This is a genomic window from Xanthomonas theicola, assembly GCF_014236795.1.
GTDB classification, from domain to species: Bacteria; Pseudomonadota; Gammaproteobacteria; order Xanthomonadales; family Xanthomonadaceae; genus Xanthomonas_A; species Xanthomonas_A theicola.
The window spans coordinates 1,215,138-1,229,819 of the sequence record NZ_CP049017.1; the positions used below are offsets into that span (position 1 = coordinate 1,215,138).

A 14,682-nucleotide genomic window follows, 5' to 3' on the forward strand; every position below is an offset into this window, starting at 1 on the left:
CAGGTCTGCGCGCTGAAGACGTCGCCACGGCAGTGGCGCATCTGCGAAGAGAAGCTGCAGCGCACCGCCAAGCGCAAGGGATGCAAGCGGCGGGCCCGGACCATGGAGAGAGGGCCGGCGAGGTGGTCGTGGTCGCTCCATTGTGCGCTGAGTCGCCGCAACGTTTGCTGGAGTCGTCTCGGCATCGCTGGCAGATCGAACTGGCGTTCAAACGACTGAAGTGGCTCCTGCCGTTGGGGCATCCGAAGAAGACCGACCCGGAGGGTGCCAAGGCCTGGCTGCAGGGCGAGGCGTTCGTCTCGACCCTGATCGAAAGCGTGCTCGCGGTAGGCGAGCGTTCTCCCCCCTGGGGCCGCTTCCTGCCCCGTGCCGAAGACGCCACGACGATGCCGCCGGCGCGGGACCGCGCGGATGCGCCGCCTGCTGCTGCAGGTCATCGATCCGGTCCTGTCGCGACCGCATGGCCTGCGTGGCTGGAATGGGATTGCCGCCGATCTGCGCGAACGACCTGGACGCAGACAGTATCGGCAGCACGCGCTGTTCGATATTTTCAGTTGGCGCTTATGGGATGAAGCCCCGACGGTCTCCGCGGCCGCAGGTTCGCCGCTGCGTGCTTGGCGGCCGGTGCCAGCCCGCGGTATCCCCGCTTCACGCAGTCGGCGCTGACGCCTGCGGCGCGTAGGGCGCCAGTGCCACCGCTTCCAGCACCTGCGGCCAGGGGAAGCGCGGGCCGGGATCGCGCTTGCGCTGCACCTGCAGCGCGGGGTCGTCGCTGGCGCTCTCGCGGCTGCGGTCCAGTGCGTCGTGGCCGGCGATGCGGCGCAGCTGCGGCAGTTCGGCTCGCAGTTGACGCAGCAAGGCGATCAGCGCCTGGATCTGCGCTGGCGCATACGCTTCGCGCATCGCCTGGTGGCGTGAATCCAGCCAGTGCGGGTAGCGCCCGCGGTTGACCAGTTCGATGCCCAGCGACTGCCGGTTGTAGCCGCGCACGTGGTGCGCCACCCGCTGCAGCGGCACGTAGCGGTGCACGCTGCCGTCGCGGTCGATGTAGAGGTGGCCGCTGTTGCCGGTGCCCGACGGATACAGCACGCGTTCGCCGTAGGCGCGCGCGCTGGCCAGGTCGGGCAGTTCGGTACAGTGGATCACCGCCAGTTCGATCGCGTCCAGCGTGCGCGCCTGCAGCCGTTCGACGTAGGGCAGGGGGACATCGTGGATCGGCAGCGGCGGGGTCTGCGGCATGCGCGGATGCTAGCATCCGCCGATGACTCTGAATCCCCATAGCCCGCTGGCGACGCTGCTCGCCACGCTGCCGCGCGGCGGACGCGTGGACTGGATAGGCCTGCGCCCGGCGCGCGACGTGCCGATGCTCGAGGTGGCGCAGGCGGTGGCGCATGCCGGCGGCGGTCTGTTCGGCGATCGCTATGCCGGCCGCAACGGCGCGCGCGGGCTGACCCTGCTGCAGGCCGAGCACTTGCCGGCGATCGCCGCGCTGGCCGGGCATGCGCAGGTGGCGCCGGCGACGCTGCGGCGCAATGTGGTCGTGTCCGGCATCGCGCTGATCGCGCTGAAGGGGCGCCGCTTCCGCATCGGCGAGGTGGAGGTGGAAGGCGTCGCGCCGTGCGATCCGTGCGCGCGCATGGAAGACGCGCTGGGTCCCGGCGGCTACAACGCGATGCGCGGCCACGGCGGCCTGTGCGCGCGCGTCCTGCACGGCGGCACGCTGCGCGTCGGCGATGCGGTGATGGCGTTGTGAGCCGCGGCCACTGCATCCTGGCGCACGGCTTTGAGAGCGGTCCGGACGCGATCAAGGTCGCGGCGCTGGCCAAGGCCGCGCAACGCCTGGGCTGGACCCACGAGCGCCCGGACTTCACCGACCTGGACGCGTGCCGCGAGGTCAGCCGGCTCGGCGATGTGCCGATGCGGCTGCAGCGCTTGCTCGCCGTGGCGCAGGCCGCCGCGCAGCGTGGGCCGCTGGTGCTGGCCGGGTCCAGCCTGGGTGCGTACATCGCCGCGCAGGTGTCGCTGCAGGTGCCGGTGCGCGGGCTGTTCCTGATGGCGCCGCCGACGCGGATGGGGTGGATGCCGGCGCTGGATGCGGCGCCGGCGCCGATCTCGATCGTGCACGCCTGGCATGACGAGCTGATCCCCGCCGCCGACGTGATCGCCTGGGCGCAGGCGCGCGCGGCGCGGCTGCTGCTGGTCGACGACACGCATCGGCTGGGCGGCCACGTCGAGACCTCGGCGCGGGCCTTCGCCGAATTGTTGGAGGCGCTGTGAGCGCCGCGCCGTGCACATCCCTGGGTGCCGACCGGAGCCATCGATGGACCTGACAATCCGCGCCGAAACCGCGGCCGACCACGCCGCGATCGAGGCGCTGACCCTGGTCGCGTTCTTCCGCGTCGCGCACAGCCGCCACGACGAGCAGCGGATCATCGAGCGGCTGCGCGCGGACGGCGCGCTGACCCTGTCGCTGGTGGCCGAGCACGATGGCTACATCGTCGGCCACGTGGCGGCATCGCCGCTGCGGCTGTCCGACGGCAGCCGCGGCTGGTATGCGCTGGGGCCGCTGTCGGTAGGACCGGGCCACCAGCGCCAGGGGCTCGGCACGCGGCTGCTGCGCGAGGCGCTGGCGCAGCTGCAGGCGCTGGGCGCGGCCGGCTGCGTGGTGCTCGGCGCGCCGGCGTTCTACGCGCGCTTCGGTTTCGCCCCGGAACCGGGGCTGATGCTGCCCGGGGTGCCGGCCGAGGACTTCCAGGCAATCGGCTTCGGCGACCGCCTGCCGCCGGTGGCCGAGGCCGCGTACCACGATGCGTTCCTGGCCGGCGGCTGAGCGCCGCCGCCGCGCCGCTGCCGGGTGCGTCGAGGCACGGGTTACCATCGCCGTCCCAATCCGCGAGTCGAGGCTTCCTCCCATGCGCCAGTGATGCCGCCGTCTTCGACGGCCTTGTCCGTTCCTGCCGAACTCGGCGGGCGCGACCCGGCATCCCTGGAGGTCTCATGACGCATTTCCTGCTCGTGCTGGACAGCGCGGCGTACGTCCTGCCCGACGGCGGGCCGCTGTTTTCCGATCTCGATTTCGCGCTCGATGCGCGGCGCACCGGCCTGGTCGGCCGCAACGGCGCCGGCAAGAGCGTGCTGGCGCGCGTGCTTGCCGGCCAGCTGGCGCCCAGCGGTGGCCACTGCCGCCGGTATGGCCGCGTGCATTACCTGCCGCAGCAGATCGTATGCGCCGCCGCCGCCACGGTCGCGTCGTTGGCCGGGGTGCGCCCGGCACTGGACGCGCTGGCGCGGATCCAGGCCGGCAGCACCGATCCGGCCGACTTCGACACGCTCGGCGAACGCTGGGACATCGCCCAGCGGTTGCGCGCCGAACTGGATCTGTGCGGGCTCGGCCATCTGGCTGCTGAGCGGCCGGCCGCCGCGCTCAGCGGTGGCGAAGCGATGCGCGTGGCACTGCTCGGTGCCTGGCTGTCCGCGGCGGACGTGCTGATCCTCGACGAGCCGAGCAACCATCTCGACCCTATCCAGCGCCGGCAACTGCAGCAGCAGCTGCAGCGCTGGCCGAACGGGCTGCTGGTGATCAGCCACGATCGCGCGCTGCTGCAGGACATGCAGCGCATCGTGGAACTATCGTCGCTGGGCCTGCGTGATTACGGTGGCGGTTACGCGTTCTACGCGCAGTGCAAGGCGCAGGAGCAACAGCAGGCGCTGGCTGAACTGGAGCGCTGCAAACACGAGCGCCGCCGCCAGGGCGATGCGCTGCGCGAGCAGCAGGCGCGCCAGCAGCGGCGCAGCGCGCACGGCCGCCGCCAGGCGCAGGACGCCAACCAGGCGCCGATCCTGCTCGGCCGGCAGCGGCAGCGCAGCGAGCACAGCGCCGGCAAGCACCAGCAGCAAGCGGCCGCCGCGCACGCGCGGCTGTCGGCGCAGATGCGCGAGGCCGCGCGCGCGGTCGAGGCTGCGGCGCCGGTCGCGCTGTTCGCGCCGACGCCGGCTGCGGCGGCCGGGCGCCGGGTCGCCGAACTGCGCGGCCTGCGGTTGCCGTACGCGCCGGCGGCGCGCGCGCCGCTGGATCTGTGCATCGGCGGCCGCCAGCGGATCGGCGTGGTCGGGCCGAACGGCAGCGGCAAATCGATCCTGCTGCGGGCGCTGGACGGTCAAGTCGCGCCGCTGGCCGGGCGCTGCGCGCTGCGGGTGCCGAGCGCCTATCTGGACCAGTCGCTGCACCTGCTCGATCCGGCGCTGCCGGCGCTCGCGCAGCTGCAGGCGGCCAATGCCGTCGCCGACGAGGCCGAGCTGCGCACGCGGCTGGCCCTGCTCGGCCTGGACGCGCAGCGCATCGGCGTGCCCAGCGGCCGGCTCAGCGGCGGCGAGCGGCTGAAGGCGGCGCTGGCCTGCGCGTTCTATCGCGCGCCGCCGGCGGAACTGCTGTTGCTGGACGAACCGGACAACCACCTGGACCTGGACGCGCGCGAGGCGCTGCGGCAGGTGCTGCTGCAGTATCCGGGCGCGTTGCTGGTGGTCTCGCACGATGCCGCGTTCCTCGACGGCCTGCGCCTGGACACGCGCCTGCAGGCCGATGCCGAGCGCTGGCGGCTGGCGCCGTGGTGAGCGCGCGCCGCGCGCCGTGGGCGGCGGCGGGCGGGCACCGATCGCGCCCCGGGCTGGTAATGACGGGCGCGATGGCCGACCATTCGCGTCTTCCCGTCCGCCGCCGCCGCCCGCCCGTCGCGGGCCGCGCTGCCGCGATACGTGCGGGGCGGGCCCGGCGCCCGCCCGCGCATTCCCTCTTCCTCATGTAGTCCGCATTCCCGTGAAATTCTTCGTCTCCTGCGCCAAGGGCCTGGAATACCTGCTCGTCGACGAGCTGCTCGCGCTCGGCGCCGCCAAGGCCACCGCCACCGTGTCCGGGGTCAATGCCGAGGGCGCGTTGCGCGATGCGCAGCGCGCGGTGCTGTGGTCGCGCCTGGCCAGCCGCGTGCTGTGGCCGCTGGACGAATTCGAGTGCCCCGACGAGACCGCGCTGTACGCCGGCGTGGCCGCGCTGCCGTGGCGCGAGCACCTGACCTCGCAGCATACCCTGGCGGTGGATGCGCACGTGTCCGGCGCCGCGATCACCCACGCGCGCTACGCCGCGCAGCGTGTCAAGGACGCGGTGGTGGACACGCTGCGCGGCGCAGGCCTGGAACGGCCGTCGGTGGACGTGGAGGATCCGGACCTGCGCCTGAACCTGTCGCTGCGCAAGGGCCGCGCCACGCTGTCGGTGGATTTGGGCGGCGGCTCGCTGCACCGGCGCGGCTGGCGCCAGGTGCAGAACGCCGCGCCGCTGAAGGAAAACCTGGCCGCGGCGGTGCTGCGGCGCGGGCAATGGCCGCAGCTGTACGCGCAGGGCGGCGGCCTGCTGGATCCGATGTGCGGCAGCGGCACGCTGCTGATCGAAGGCGCGCTGATGGCTGCCGACGTGGCCCCCGGCCTGCTGCGCGGCGATCTCGCCGCCGCGCGTCGCGGCGATGCCGGGCCGCTGGGCTTCAGCGCCGCGCCGAGCCGCTGGCTGGGCTTCGACCAGGACGCCTGGCGCACTCTGCTGGGCGAGGCGCGGCAGCGCGAGGCCGCCGGCCGCGCGGCGTTGCAGCCGGTGATCCATGGCGGCGACATCGATCCGCATGCGATCCGCGCCGCGCGCGAGAACGCGCAGGCGGCCGGGGTCGCCGCGGCGATCGTGTTCGAGGTGCGCGATGTCGCCGACCTACGCACGCCGACGCAGGCGCTGGGCACGGTGGCGTGCAATCCGCCCTACGACGAGCGCCTGGCCGCCGACACCGCGCTGTACCGGCGCCTGGGCGAAGCGCTCCAGCGCGCGGTGCCGCAGTGGCGCGCCAGCCTGCTGTGCGGCAATGCCGACCTGGCCTACGCCACCGGCCTGCGCGCGGCCAAGAAATACCAGATGTTCAATGGCGCGCTGGAATGCCCGCTGATCGTCTGCGATCCGATCGCGGTGGCGCCGCGCGAGCCGGCCGAGGCGCCGCGCGCGCTCAGCGGCGGCGCGCAGATGGTCGCCAACCGCCTGCGCAAGAACCTGCGCAAGTTCAAGACCTGGCGCGCGCGCGAGCAGATCGGCTGCTTCCGCGCCTACGACGCCGACCTGCCCGAATACGCGGCGGCGATCGACGTGTACCAGGAAGACGGCGGCCAGGCGCGTACCTACCTGCATGTGCAGGAATACGCCGCGCCGGAAGAGATTCCCGATGCCGACGTGCGCCGCCGCCGCAACGAACTGCTGGCCGCGGCGCGCGAGGTGTTCGCGGTACCGGCCGAGCGGGTGGCGCTGAAGTCGCGCGAGCGCGGCAAGGGCGGCAGCAAGTACGGCCGCTTCGAACAGCGCGGCGAATTGCTGGTGGTGCGCGAGCACGGCGCGCTGCTGCGGGTGAACCTGTTCGACTACCTGGACACCGGCCTGTTCCTGGACCACCGCCCACTGCGCGGGGCGATGGCGCAGCAGGCGCGCGGCAAGCGCTTCCTCAACCTGTTCTGCTACACCGGCGTGGCCAGCGTGCAGGCCGCGGTGGCCGGCGCCGATTCCACCACCAGCGTGGACCTGTCCGGCACCTACCTGCAGTGGTGCGCCGACAACCTGGCCTTCAACGGCAAGGGCGGCGCCCAGCACCGGCTGGTGCAGGCCGATGCGCTGACCTGGCTGGAGGCGGAGAGGAACCGCTACGACGTGATCTTCTGCGACCCGCCGACCTTCTCCAACTCGGCGCGCGCCGAGGATTTCGACATCCAGCGCGAGCACGTGCGGCTGTTGCGCGCGGCGGTGGCGCGGCTGATGCCGGAGGGCGTGCTGTACTTCTCCAACAACTTCCGCCGCTTCAAGCTGGACGCGGAGGCGCTGGCCGAATTGGCGCTGTGCGAGGAGATCACAGCGCAGACCATCGCCCCGGATTTCGAGCGCAATCCGCGCATCCACCGCGCCTGGCGCTTGCAGCGGCGCTGAGGTTGGCGCTCCCCGCAGCATTTTCGTCGCTGTTGTGTAGGAGCGGCTTCAGCCGCGACGGACCTTGCTGATAGTGCCTGTCGCCGCTGATGGCCCGAGGCCACCCGGAGTCGCTTGTGTCTTATACGGGTCTATCGTTGAGGTGAGAGCGGAGTGCGGCAGGCCGCTGAGTCGCCGTGGCTTACGAGCACGCGTGGGAGTCAGGCCGCCGCACTGCGTTTCGCCAGCCTCACAAGCCCGAACAGTTGCCCGAGCCAGGAGCTCGAACCGACAAGCATGGGCATCGGCAGGAGATCCCTGGCCCCTGAGTCGCCTGCGGAGAACGTCCACGTCCATGCCACGTTTTGTCGGGATCGATGTCGCCAAGGCCGAACGCGTCACGCATGTCTTGCCGGACGTCCTGGCCTGGACCCAGGCCACTACGCCCGAGGAGCACGCTCGCCTGATCCATCTCTGGCCCCGATGGGATGCGAACGGATCGTGCTGGAAGCCAGCGGTGGCGACGAACAGGCCGTGCTGCAGGCGCTGACGGTGGTGTGGCTGCCTGCCCAGCGCCCCCGGCGCTGGCGCATGCGTTGGGCCTGAAGGCCAAGACCGATGCCCTGGATGCGCGCTTGCTGGCCGTGGCGGCCCAGTGCATCCACGCCCCGTCCACCGCCGTGCCCCCTGCGCCGTTGCAGGCGCGGCGCGAACGGCTTCACCTGCGCCGCGCCCTCTCGCCCGGCTCGCGTTCGCTCCAGTAGGGGTTCAGCCGAGATATGTGTAAAGAAGCTGTCGATGATCTCGACGGCGACCAACCAGGGCAAAGCGCGCTGGACGATCATCGGTGGCTCGCTGCCGGCTGCGTCGAGCAGCCGTGCGCGCCTGGTGCTGGCCAGCGCCGAAGGCGAGCCCAACAACGCAATCGCCGCGCGGCCGGGGACGACCAAGCAGACGGTAGGCAAGCGGCGCATGCGCTTCATCGAGCGGCGTGTGGCCGGTCTGTACGAGGGCGTTCGGCCTGGCCCGGCGCGCACGATCGACGACGAACGCGTGGCACACCTGATAGGACCACGCAGCACACCCAGCCGGTCAACGGCTCGACGCACTGGAGCGTGCGCACGGTGGCCGCCGAGACGGGAATCTCCAAGTCCGGCGTTGCCAGGGACTTCAGCCATCTCGAGCAACGCGGCATCACCGCGCGCATCGCGCGCAACGACCGGCTGGGACGCCAGCGCTGGGTGCTCGAGCGCACCCATGCCTGGTTCGCCGCAATGGGCAAGCGACGCATTCGCTTCGAGCGCAGGATCGATATCCATCTTGCAGGGTTGTGGCTTGCTTGCTCCATCAGATGACCCGCGAGCTCGCGAAGACGGAGAGGGTGCCTTTGGCGGATTCCTACGCCGCATTCGAGGCCTACGAGGGAAATCAGCAAGACCTGATGGCGCAGCCGAATCATCCGAACGCAAAGGAGCATCAGCTCATCGCGGACCAGGTGGTCGAGCTATTCAAGTAGTGCCGGAACTGTGTCGCCGACAGGGGGGCGCTCAAGATGTTCCCGCGCTCAGTCCAGGTAGGCGCGCATCAGCGTGGCCAGGTGCGCGCGCTCGGCCTCGCGCAGGAACGGGCTGATCAGCAGCATCACCTGCACGATGCCGTGGCGGATCGCCAGCTGTTCGTCCTTCTCGCCGTGCGCGGCGGCGTAGTTGAGCCAGAACGTGGCCACCACCAGCACGTTGGTGGCGATGCCGCCCAGTTCCTGCGCGCTGGCGCGCATCGCCCCGGCCCGCACCAGCCCCTGGAACACCGCCTGGGTGCTTGCATCGGCGCGGCGCAGGATGCGCGCGAAACGCAGGCGCAGGCGCCGGCTGCGGCTGAGGATCTCGATCAGGTCGCGGTACAGGAAGCGGTAGTCCCAGATGCACTCGAACACCAGGTGCAGCTGCAGCCAGATGTCCTCCAGCCCGGGCAGGCGCGCGCTCGGCAACTCCAGCGCCGTGTCCATGCGCTCCTCGTAGCGCGCGAACAGGTGCTCGATGATGTCGTCCTTGTTGCGGAAGTGGTAGTACAGGTTGCCGGGGCTGATTTCCAGCTCGTCGGCGATGTGGTTGGTGGTGACGTGCGGCTCGCCCTGCGCGTTGAACATCGCCAGGGCCGTGTCGAGGATGCGCCGGCGGGTGTCGCGCGCCATCAGGCCAGCAGCTTCTTCACCAGGTCCACGTACTTCTTCTGCGCCTCGGCCTGCGGCATGCCCTTGAGCTTGGCCCAGGCCTCGTACTTGGCGGTGCCGACGAAATCGAAGAAGCCGGGCTTGGCGCCGGCGACGTCGCCTTTCGCGCCCTGTTTGTACAGCGCGTAAAGGCGCAGCAAGGTGTCGTTGTCGGGACGCTCTTCGCGCTGCTTGATGTCCTTGGCCGCTTTCTCGAAGGCCGCCTTGATGTCTGCCATGCCGTTGCTCCACCCTGACCGGGACGCATCACAGCACGGGCGACTGGCGCGGTCAACGCGAGGCGGCGGCCGGGTGCCCCGCCGGCGCCGGCCCGGCGGGCCTGCCATGCGGCGCGCCGGCATCAGCTCGCCGCGACCGCATGCGCGTGTTCGCTGGCCTGCGCCTGCGCCTGCCGCGCCAGCGAGGCCTTGGCCGCGATCGAGCGGATGGCGTCGGTCACGTCGGCGAGCGGGACATGGCTGCTCAGGCGCTGGAAGGTGTCGCGGCTGTTGTAGCCGGAGCCGTCCTTTAGGTACAGCTCGTACATCGACAGCAGTTCGGTGCAGGCGGCGGTCAGCGTATCCACGTTGCCCCTGGCCAGGGCGTGGCCGATCTGGTCCAGGCTGTGCAGGCAGTCGGACAGCCAGTGCAGGTCGTAGCGCGCGGTGCTGAGCTCCGGCGCGTTGTGGCCGCGGCTGTAGGCGCTGTAGCGGCGGATGCTCCTGGCCACGCGCGCCACGTGCGCGAGCAGCGTGCCGATCTCCGTGGCGATGTCCAGGCGTTCCATCACCAGGATCGGCACCGGCTGCGGCTCCGTCGCCTGCTGCGCCGGCACCGGTTCCTGCGTCTGCAGTTCCAGCGTCTGCCTCAGGCTGGCATAGGCCTGTTGCAGCGTCTCCAGTTCCTGCGCGCTGGCAGCCGCACGCGCCTTCATCTGCGAAAGCGCGGCCTGGTGGCGGGCGAGGCTGTCCTGTACGCTGGCCTGCAGCTGTTGTTCGCGGCGCGAGCGGGCGAAGAACACCCAGGCAAGCACCGTGGCGGTGAGCGCCCAGAGCGCGACGGCGGGAGTCAGGTAGATCAGGATGCCCATGCAGGCTCCTCGAAACGTTGCATCTCTATGTCGGCGCCGGTTCGACGATCTTGAGCCCGACTGTCGCGATGCGTGACGGCGTTCCGGCTACGCTCCAGTCGGCGCGCTTTTCATTGCGTTTGCGCTCGCTCGAACGCGTGGACTGGCATGCAGGGCATACGGCGCAGATCTGATCCGTGGAGGGCGGCTGTCGAGCAAGCTCGACTCTACGGGATGGGCTTCGACAGCGCCTTCGACTTCGCGTACAGCGCCTTGGCGATCTCGGCATCGCCCAGCGCAGCGCGGCATTCGGCCAGGCTGTCCCAGGCGTTGGCCGAGTCCGGATACAGCTCGGTGTTGAGGGTGAACACCTTCAGTGCCCTGCCTGCACCGAGACTCTCGCCGATGGCGTAGCCGCTGGCATTGATCGCGCGTTCCCGTTCATTGGCGGGGACGCCGTTGCCGTCGCGCAGCCACGCACGCATGGCGTCCGCGGCTCCGGCGCTTTCGTCCATCGCATAGGCGATCAAGCGTTCGGCGAGGACCGCATGCGGGAACTCCTTCGGCGCGACCTGCGCCATCGTGCTTTCCACCAGTGTGCTGGACCAGACATTGCGAGCGCTGCCGTTGGTGAAGTACACGAATACCCAGTAGCCGCTGGTCAGGGTGCCCTTGTAGGCCAGTCTCGCCCGCACGCGGGTGCCGCCATCGTGGCCGACCTGGGTATAGCCATCGCTGCGGGTGGTATCCCAACCGGTGGAGAAGACGTTGCCGCCGCCGCCGGTCAGCGTCTGCGGTTGCCACAGTCTTTCCAGGGTTGCCGTGCGCACCAGCTTGCCGTTGGCCAGCGCCTGCAGGAATCGGTTCATGTCACCGACGGTGGTCTGCAGATCGGCGTGGCCCCAGCCGTAGTCAGGCCACGGATCTTCAATGGCCGGCTGCAGCGTGCCGTCCTTGCCGATGTACGGCACGGCCGCGCGATCCGGCGGGACGCTGGCCAGGCCCCACGACGTGCTGCGCATCTTCAGTGGCTGCAGGATGCGTTCGCGTGCGATGGCGGGGTAGGGCTTGCGGTAATGCGCTTCCAGCAGGGCGGTCAGCACCAGGTAGTTGGCCTGCGTGTACTGCACACGGCTGCTGTTGGCGAACTGCATCGGCGCCGCGCTGGCAACCTTCAGCGCAGCGGCAAGGTCGGGCGCCACGCCGGGGTAGCCCTTGCTCACCCAACGGTTGTCCACACGGTCGTAGTACTCGGCAATGCCGGAACTGTGATTGAGGAAATCGCGCACGTGGATCGCCTGCCACGCGGCCGGCAGGTCCGGGACGTAGCGGCTGGCTGGGGCATCCAGATCCACCGTGCCCTGATCCACCAGCTGCATCACCAGCGTGCTGGTCAACAGCTTGGCCATCGACTGCGCGGCGAAGATGGAATCGACGGTGGCTGGCGCGTGGGTGGCCGGATCGCGTTCGCCGCTGGCGCCCTGGTAGAGCACCTGGCCGTTGTGTGCGACCAGCACCGCCTGACCGGCGATGCCATAGCGTTCGCGGTTGGCCTGCAGTTGGGCGTCCAACCGCGAGGCGAGGTTGTGCGGTGTATCCCGAGCCGAAGCAGGCAGGCTGCCAAGCAGGGCGCAGAGCAGTGCGACAGCGAGGGCGCGATACATCGCGGTGATCCGTCAGCGGCGATGGCGCATCATCGTCACCACAGGGGATAGGGTCAAGCGTGTGTCGCCGAGCCTTTGCTCGGCTGCTCTTGTATCAGGCACGGTGCACCCGGACCCATTGCGCCGAGCATGCTCGGCTCTACAGAAGGCAGGCGGTTGCCGGCCAGTGGCCAGCACCCACCCCGCGGCACGCGATCAGCCCAGAATCCCGGGCAGATCCAGTCCCTTCTCCTTCGCGCATTCCACCGCGATCTCATACCCCGCATCCGCATGGCGCATCACACCAGTAGCGGGGTCGTTCCACAGCACGCGGGCGATGCGCTTGGCGGCGGCCTCGCTGCCGTCGCAGACGATGACCATGCCGGCGTGCTGGGAGAAGCCCATGCCGACGCCGCCGCCGTGGTGCAGCGAGACCCAGGTGGCGCCGCTGGCGGTGTTGAGCAGGGCGTTGAGCAGCGGCCAGTCGGACACGGCGTCGGAGCCGTCGGCCATGGCTTCGGTCTCGCGGTTGGGCGAGGCGACGCTGCCCGAATCCAGGTGATCGCGGCCGATCACCACCGGCGCCTTCAGTTCGCCGTTGGCCACCATTTCGTTGAACGCCAGGCCCAGGCGGTCGCGGTCGCCCAGGCCGACCCAGCAGATGCGCGCCGGCAGGCCCTGGAACTTGATCTTTTCGGCGGCCATGTCCAGCCAGCGGTGCAGGTGCGGGTCGTCCGGGATCAGCTGTTTGACCTTGGCGTCGGTCCTGGCGATGTCTTCCGGATCGCCGGAGAGCGCCGCCCAGCGGAACGGGCCGATGCCGCGGCAGAACAGCGGGCGGATATAGGCGGGGACGAAGCCGGGGAAGTCGAAGGCATTCTCGACGCCTTCCTCCAGCGCCATCTGCCGCAGGTTGTTGCCGTAGTCCACGGTCGGCACGCCGAGCGCGTGGAAGGCGAGCATGGCGCGGATGTGGTTGGCCATCGAGTCGCGCGCGGCCGCTTCCACTTCCTTCGGCGCGTTCACCTGCTTTTCGTCCCACTGTTCGACGGTCCAGCCCTGCGGCAGGTAGCCGTTGACCGGGTCGTGCGCGGAGGTCTGGTCGGTCAGCAGGTCCGGCTTGACCCCGCGCGCCAGCAGTTCGGCGAGCACGTCGGCGACGTTGCCGAGCAGGCCCACCGACAGCGGCTTCTTCGCCGTGCACGATTCCTCGATCAGGCGCAGCGCTTCGTCCAGGTCGTCGGTCCAGGTGTCGAGATAGCCGGTGCGCAGGCGCATCTCGATGCTGCTCTTGCGGCATTCCACCGCCAGGCACGAGGCGCCGGCCATCACCGCGGCCAGCGGCTGCGCGCCGCCCATGCCGCCGAGGCCGCCGGTGAACAGCCATTTGCCGGCCAGGCTGCCGGCATAGTGCTGGCGGCCCATCTCCACGAAGGTCTCGTAGGTGCCCTGGACGATGCCTTGCGCGCCGATGTAGATCCAGCTGCCGGCGGTCATCTGCCCGTACATCGCCAGGCCTTTCCTGTCCAGTTCGTTGAAGTGGTCCCAGGTGGCCCAGCGCGGCACCAGGTTGGAGTTGGCGATCAGCACCCGCGGCGCATCGGCGTGGGTGCGGAACACGCCGACCGGCTTGCCGGACTGCACCAGCAGGGTCTGGTCGTCGTCCAGGCGCCTGAGCGCGACCACGATCGCGTCGAAGGATTCCCAGTCGCGCGCGGCGCGGCCGATGCCGCCGTACACCACCAGTTCCTGCGGACGCTCGGCCACGTCCGGATCCAGGTTGTTCATCAGCATGCGCAGCGGCGCTTCGGTCAGCCAGCTCTTGCAGGTGAGGGTGCTGCCGGTGGGCGCGTGGATCGTGCGGGTGGTGTCGAGGCGAGTCATGCGGGATTCCTGGCGTGTGCGAATTCGATACAGGACGCGAGCACCTGCTGCAGCGTGCGGCGCAGCGGTGCGGCGTGGTCGGGATCCAGCGGCGTGGGCCAATTGCGCGCGTCCACGCAGTCGGGTTCGTGCATGTAGCCGCGGCAGGCCAGTTCCATCTGCAGGGTGTGGACGCCGCCGGGGATGTCGCTGTAGTGGCGGGTGATGTAGCCGCCCTTGAAGCGTCCGTTGCGCACGTGGCGCAGGCCGCTCGCCGCGCACAACGTCTCCACCGCATCGCTCAGCGCGTTGTCGCAGCTGGTATCGGCTACCCCGGATGGGCCGGCGGTGCCGATGTTGAACTGCGGCAGTTCGCCTTCGAACAGGTGCGGGATGCGCGAGCGGATCGAGTGCGCATCGTAGACCACCACGCTGCCGTGGATCGCGCGCAGCCGGGCGATCTGGTCGGCCAGCGCGGCATGGTAGGGCGCGAACCAGGTGGCGCGGCGGTGCGCGATTTCATCCGCGTGCGGCTCCTCGCCGTCGCGGTACAGCCGCTGATTGTCGAAGGTGGTCAGCGGACACAGGCCGGTGGTGTTCTGGCCCGGGTAGAGCGAGACGCCGCGCGGATCGCGGTTGAGATCGATCACCGAGCGCGACACCGCCGAGCGCAGCGTGGTGGCGCCCAGGTCGCGGGCGAAGGCGTACAGCTCATCCACCCACCAGTCCGCGTCGCGGCGTGCCAGCCACGGCGAGACGAAACGCCCGGCCAACGCATCGGGCAGCGTGGTCCCGGCATGCGGAAAGCTGACGATCAGCGGCGCATCGCCGCGGTGGAGGGTGAGGCAGTCGGGGAGGATGGTCATCGCGCGTGCTCGCTTTTCGCAGGAGGGCTACGGCCGCGGCCGGCTGTGCTCCGGCGACG

Annotated in this window: 17 protein-coding genes and 2 pseudogenes; 12 read left to right on the forward strand and 7 right to left on the reverse strand. The window is 70.4% G+C overall.

The window, feature by feature from the left end; all coding sequences use genetic code 11:
• Positions 1-122: 122 nt before the first annotated feature.
• Positions 123-572, forward strand: coding sequence for a transposase (locus tag G4Q83_RS05430; protein ID WP_146095496.1), 450 nt, complete (start codon positions 123-125; stop codon positions 570-572).
• Between the two features lie 76 nt (positions 573-648).
• On the opposite strand, the gene G4Q83_RS05435 is transcribed toward G4Q83_RS05430, so the two are convergent.
• On the reverse strand, positions 649-1,239 hold the full coding sequence (locus tag G4Q83_RS05435; protein WP_128419050.1) for an N-acetylmuramoyl-L-alanine amidase: 591 nt from the start codon (positions 1,237-1,239) through the stop codon (positions 649-651).
• Between the two features lie 22 nt (positions 1,240-1,261).
• On the opposite strand from G4Q83_RS05435, the gene G4Q83_RS05440 reads away from it, so the two are divergent.
• The 10 genes and pseudogenes from G4Q83_RS05440 to G4Q83_RS05480 all read left to right on the forward strand — a co-directional run bounded on the left by G4Q83_RS05440 (position 1,262) and on the right by G4Q83_RS05480 (position 8,489).
• On the forward strand, positions 1,262-1,753 hold the full coding sequence (locus tag G4Q83_RS05440) for an MOSC domain-containing protein (protein ID WP_128419049.1): 492 nt from the start codon (positions 1,262-1,264) through the stop codon (positions 1,751-1,753).
• Positions 1,750-2,277 (forward strand): alpha/beta fold hydrolase, encoded by a 528-nt coding sequence (locus G4Q83_RS05445; RefSeq protein ID WP_128419048.1) that lies wholly within the window; start codon positions 1,750-1,752, stop codon positions 2,275-2,277. The genes G4Q83_RS05440 and G4Q83_RS05445 overlap by 4 nt, the downstream gene beginning before the upstream one ends.
• A 43-nt stretch (positions 2,278-2,320) precedes the next feature.
• Positions 2,321-2,830: a GNAT family N-acetyltransferase gene (locus G4Q83_RS05450; RefSeq protein ID WP_128419047.1), complete on the forward strand. Its 510-nt coding sequence runs from the start codon at positions 2,321-2,323 to the stop codon at positions 2,828-2,830.
• A gap of 167 nt (positions 2,831-2,997) precedes the next feature.
• Positions 2,998-4,611, forward strand: coding sequence for an ATP-binding cassette domain-containing protein (locus tag G4Q83_RS05455; protein ID WP_128419046.1), 1,614 nt, complete (start codon positions 2,998-3,000; stop codon positions 4,609-4,611).
• Positions 4,612-4,813: 202 nt separating this feature from the next.
• The gene (gene rlmKL, locus G4Q83_RS05460) at positions 4,814-6,994 is read left to right on the forward strand and encodes a bifunctional 23S rRNA (guanine(2069)-N(7))-methyltransferase RlmK/23S rRNA (guanine(2445)-N(2))-methyltransferase RlmL (protein WP_128419045.1); all 2,181 of its coding nucleotides are present in this window, start codon (positions 4,814-4,816) and stop codon (positions 6,992-6,994) included.
• Positions 6,995-7,456: 462 nt separating this feature from the next.
• A complete protein-coding gene (locus tag G4Q83_RS24020) occupies positions 7,457-7,579 on the forward strand; it encodes a hypothetical protein (RefSeq protein ID WP_281401991.1) in 123 nt (40 codons plus the stop codon).
• Positions 7,570-7,737, forward strand: a complete 168-nt coding sequence (locus tag G4Q83_RS05465) for a hypothetical protein (protein ID WP_158254960.1) — start codon at positions 7,570-7,572, stop codon at positions 7,735-7,737. The genes G4Q83_RS24020 and G4Q83_RS05465 overlap by 10 nt, the downstream gene beginning before the upstream one ends.
• Before the next feature lie 88 nt (positions 7,738-7,825).
• Positions 7,826-8,154, forward strand: a pseudogene (locus G4Q83_RS23030) (IS630 family transposase); the annotation flags it as partial.
• Positions 8,152-8,328: pseudogene (locus G4Q83_RS05475) on the forward strand (IS5/IS1182 family transposase); the annotation flags it as partial. The pseudogenes G4Q83_RS23030 and G4Q83_RS05475, both read left to right, overlap by 3 nt.
• Entirely contained in the window at positions 8,325-8,489 is a 165-nt protein-coding gene (locus G4Q83_RS05480) for an SGNH/GDSL hydrolase family protein (protein ID WP_128419044.1), read from the forward strand. The pseudogene G4Q83_RS05475 and the gene G4Q83_RS05480, both read left to right, overlap by 4 nt.
• A 48-nt stretch (positions 8,490-8,537) precedes the next feature.
• Here the strand turns inward: G4Q83_RS05480 and G4Q83_RS05485 are convergent, their stop codons facing one another.
• The 3 genes from G4Q83_RS05485 to G4Q83_RS05495 form a co-directional block, all read right to left on the reverse strand.
• Positions 8,538-9,164 carry a TetR/AcrR family transcriptional regulator gene (locus G4Q83_RS05485; protein WP_128419043.1) on the reverse strand — a complete coding sequence of 209 codons (627 nt, stop codon included), beginning with the start codon at positions 9,162-9,164 and terminating at the stop codon, positions 8,538-8,540.
• Positions 9,164-9,421, reverse strand: coding sequence for an acyl-CoA-binding protein (locus G4Q83_RS05490; RefSeq protein ID WP_128419042.1), 258 nt, complete (start codon positions 9,419-9,421; stop codon positions 9,164-9,166). The genes G4Q83_RS05485 and G4Q83_RS05490 overlap by 1 nt, the downstream gene beginning before the upstream one ends.
• 122 nt (positions 9,422-9,543) lie before the next feature.
• Positions 9,544-10,272 carry a hypothetical protein gene (locus G4Q83_RS05495; RefSeq protein WP_128419041.1) on the reverse strand — a complete coding sequence of 243 codons (729 nt, stop codon included), beginning with the start codon at positions 10,270-10,272 and terminating at the stop codon, positions 9,544-9,546.
• 17 nt (positions 10,273-10,289) lie between these two features.
• On the opposite strand from G4Q83_RS05495, the gene G4Q83_RS05500 reads away from it, so the two are divergent.
• Entirely contained in the window at positions 10,290-10,445 is a 156-nt protein-coding gene (locus G4Q83_RS05500; protein ID WP_185817350.1) for a hypothetical protein, read from the forward strand.
• A 33-nt stretch (positions 10,446-10,478) separates the two neighbouring features.
• On the opposite strand, the gene G4Q83_RS05505 is transcribed toward G4Q83_RS05500, so the two are convergent.
• The 3 genes from G4Q83_RS05505 to hutG form a co-directional block, all read right to left on the reverse strand.
• Entirely contained in the window at positions 10,479-11,915 is a 1,437-nt protein-coding gene (locus G4Q83_RS05505) for a serine hydrolase domain-containing protein (RefSeq protein ID WP_128419040.1), read from the reverse strand.
• 195 nt (positions 11,916-12,110) lie between these two features.
• Complete coding sequence (gene hutU, locus G4Q83_RS05510; RefSeq protein ID WP_128419039.1) at positions 12,111-13,778, reverse strand: urocanate hydratase; 1,668 nt, start codon at positions 13,776-13,778, stop codon at positions 12,111-12,113.
• On the reverse strand, positions 13,775-14,623 hold the full coding sequence (gene hutG / locus G4Q83_RS05515) for an N-formylglutamate deformylase (RefSeq protein WP_128419038.1): 849 nt from the start codon (positions 14,621-14,623) through the stop codon (positions 13,775-13,777). Before hutG ends, hutU begins: the two co-directional genes overlap by 4 nt.
• Positions 14,624-14,682 lie beyond the last annotated feature (59 nt).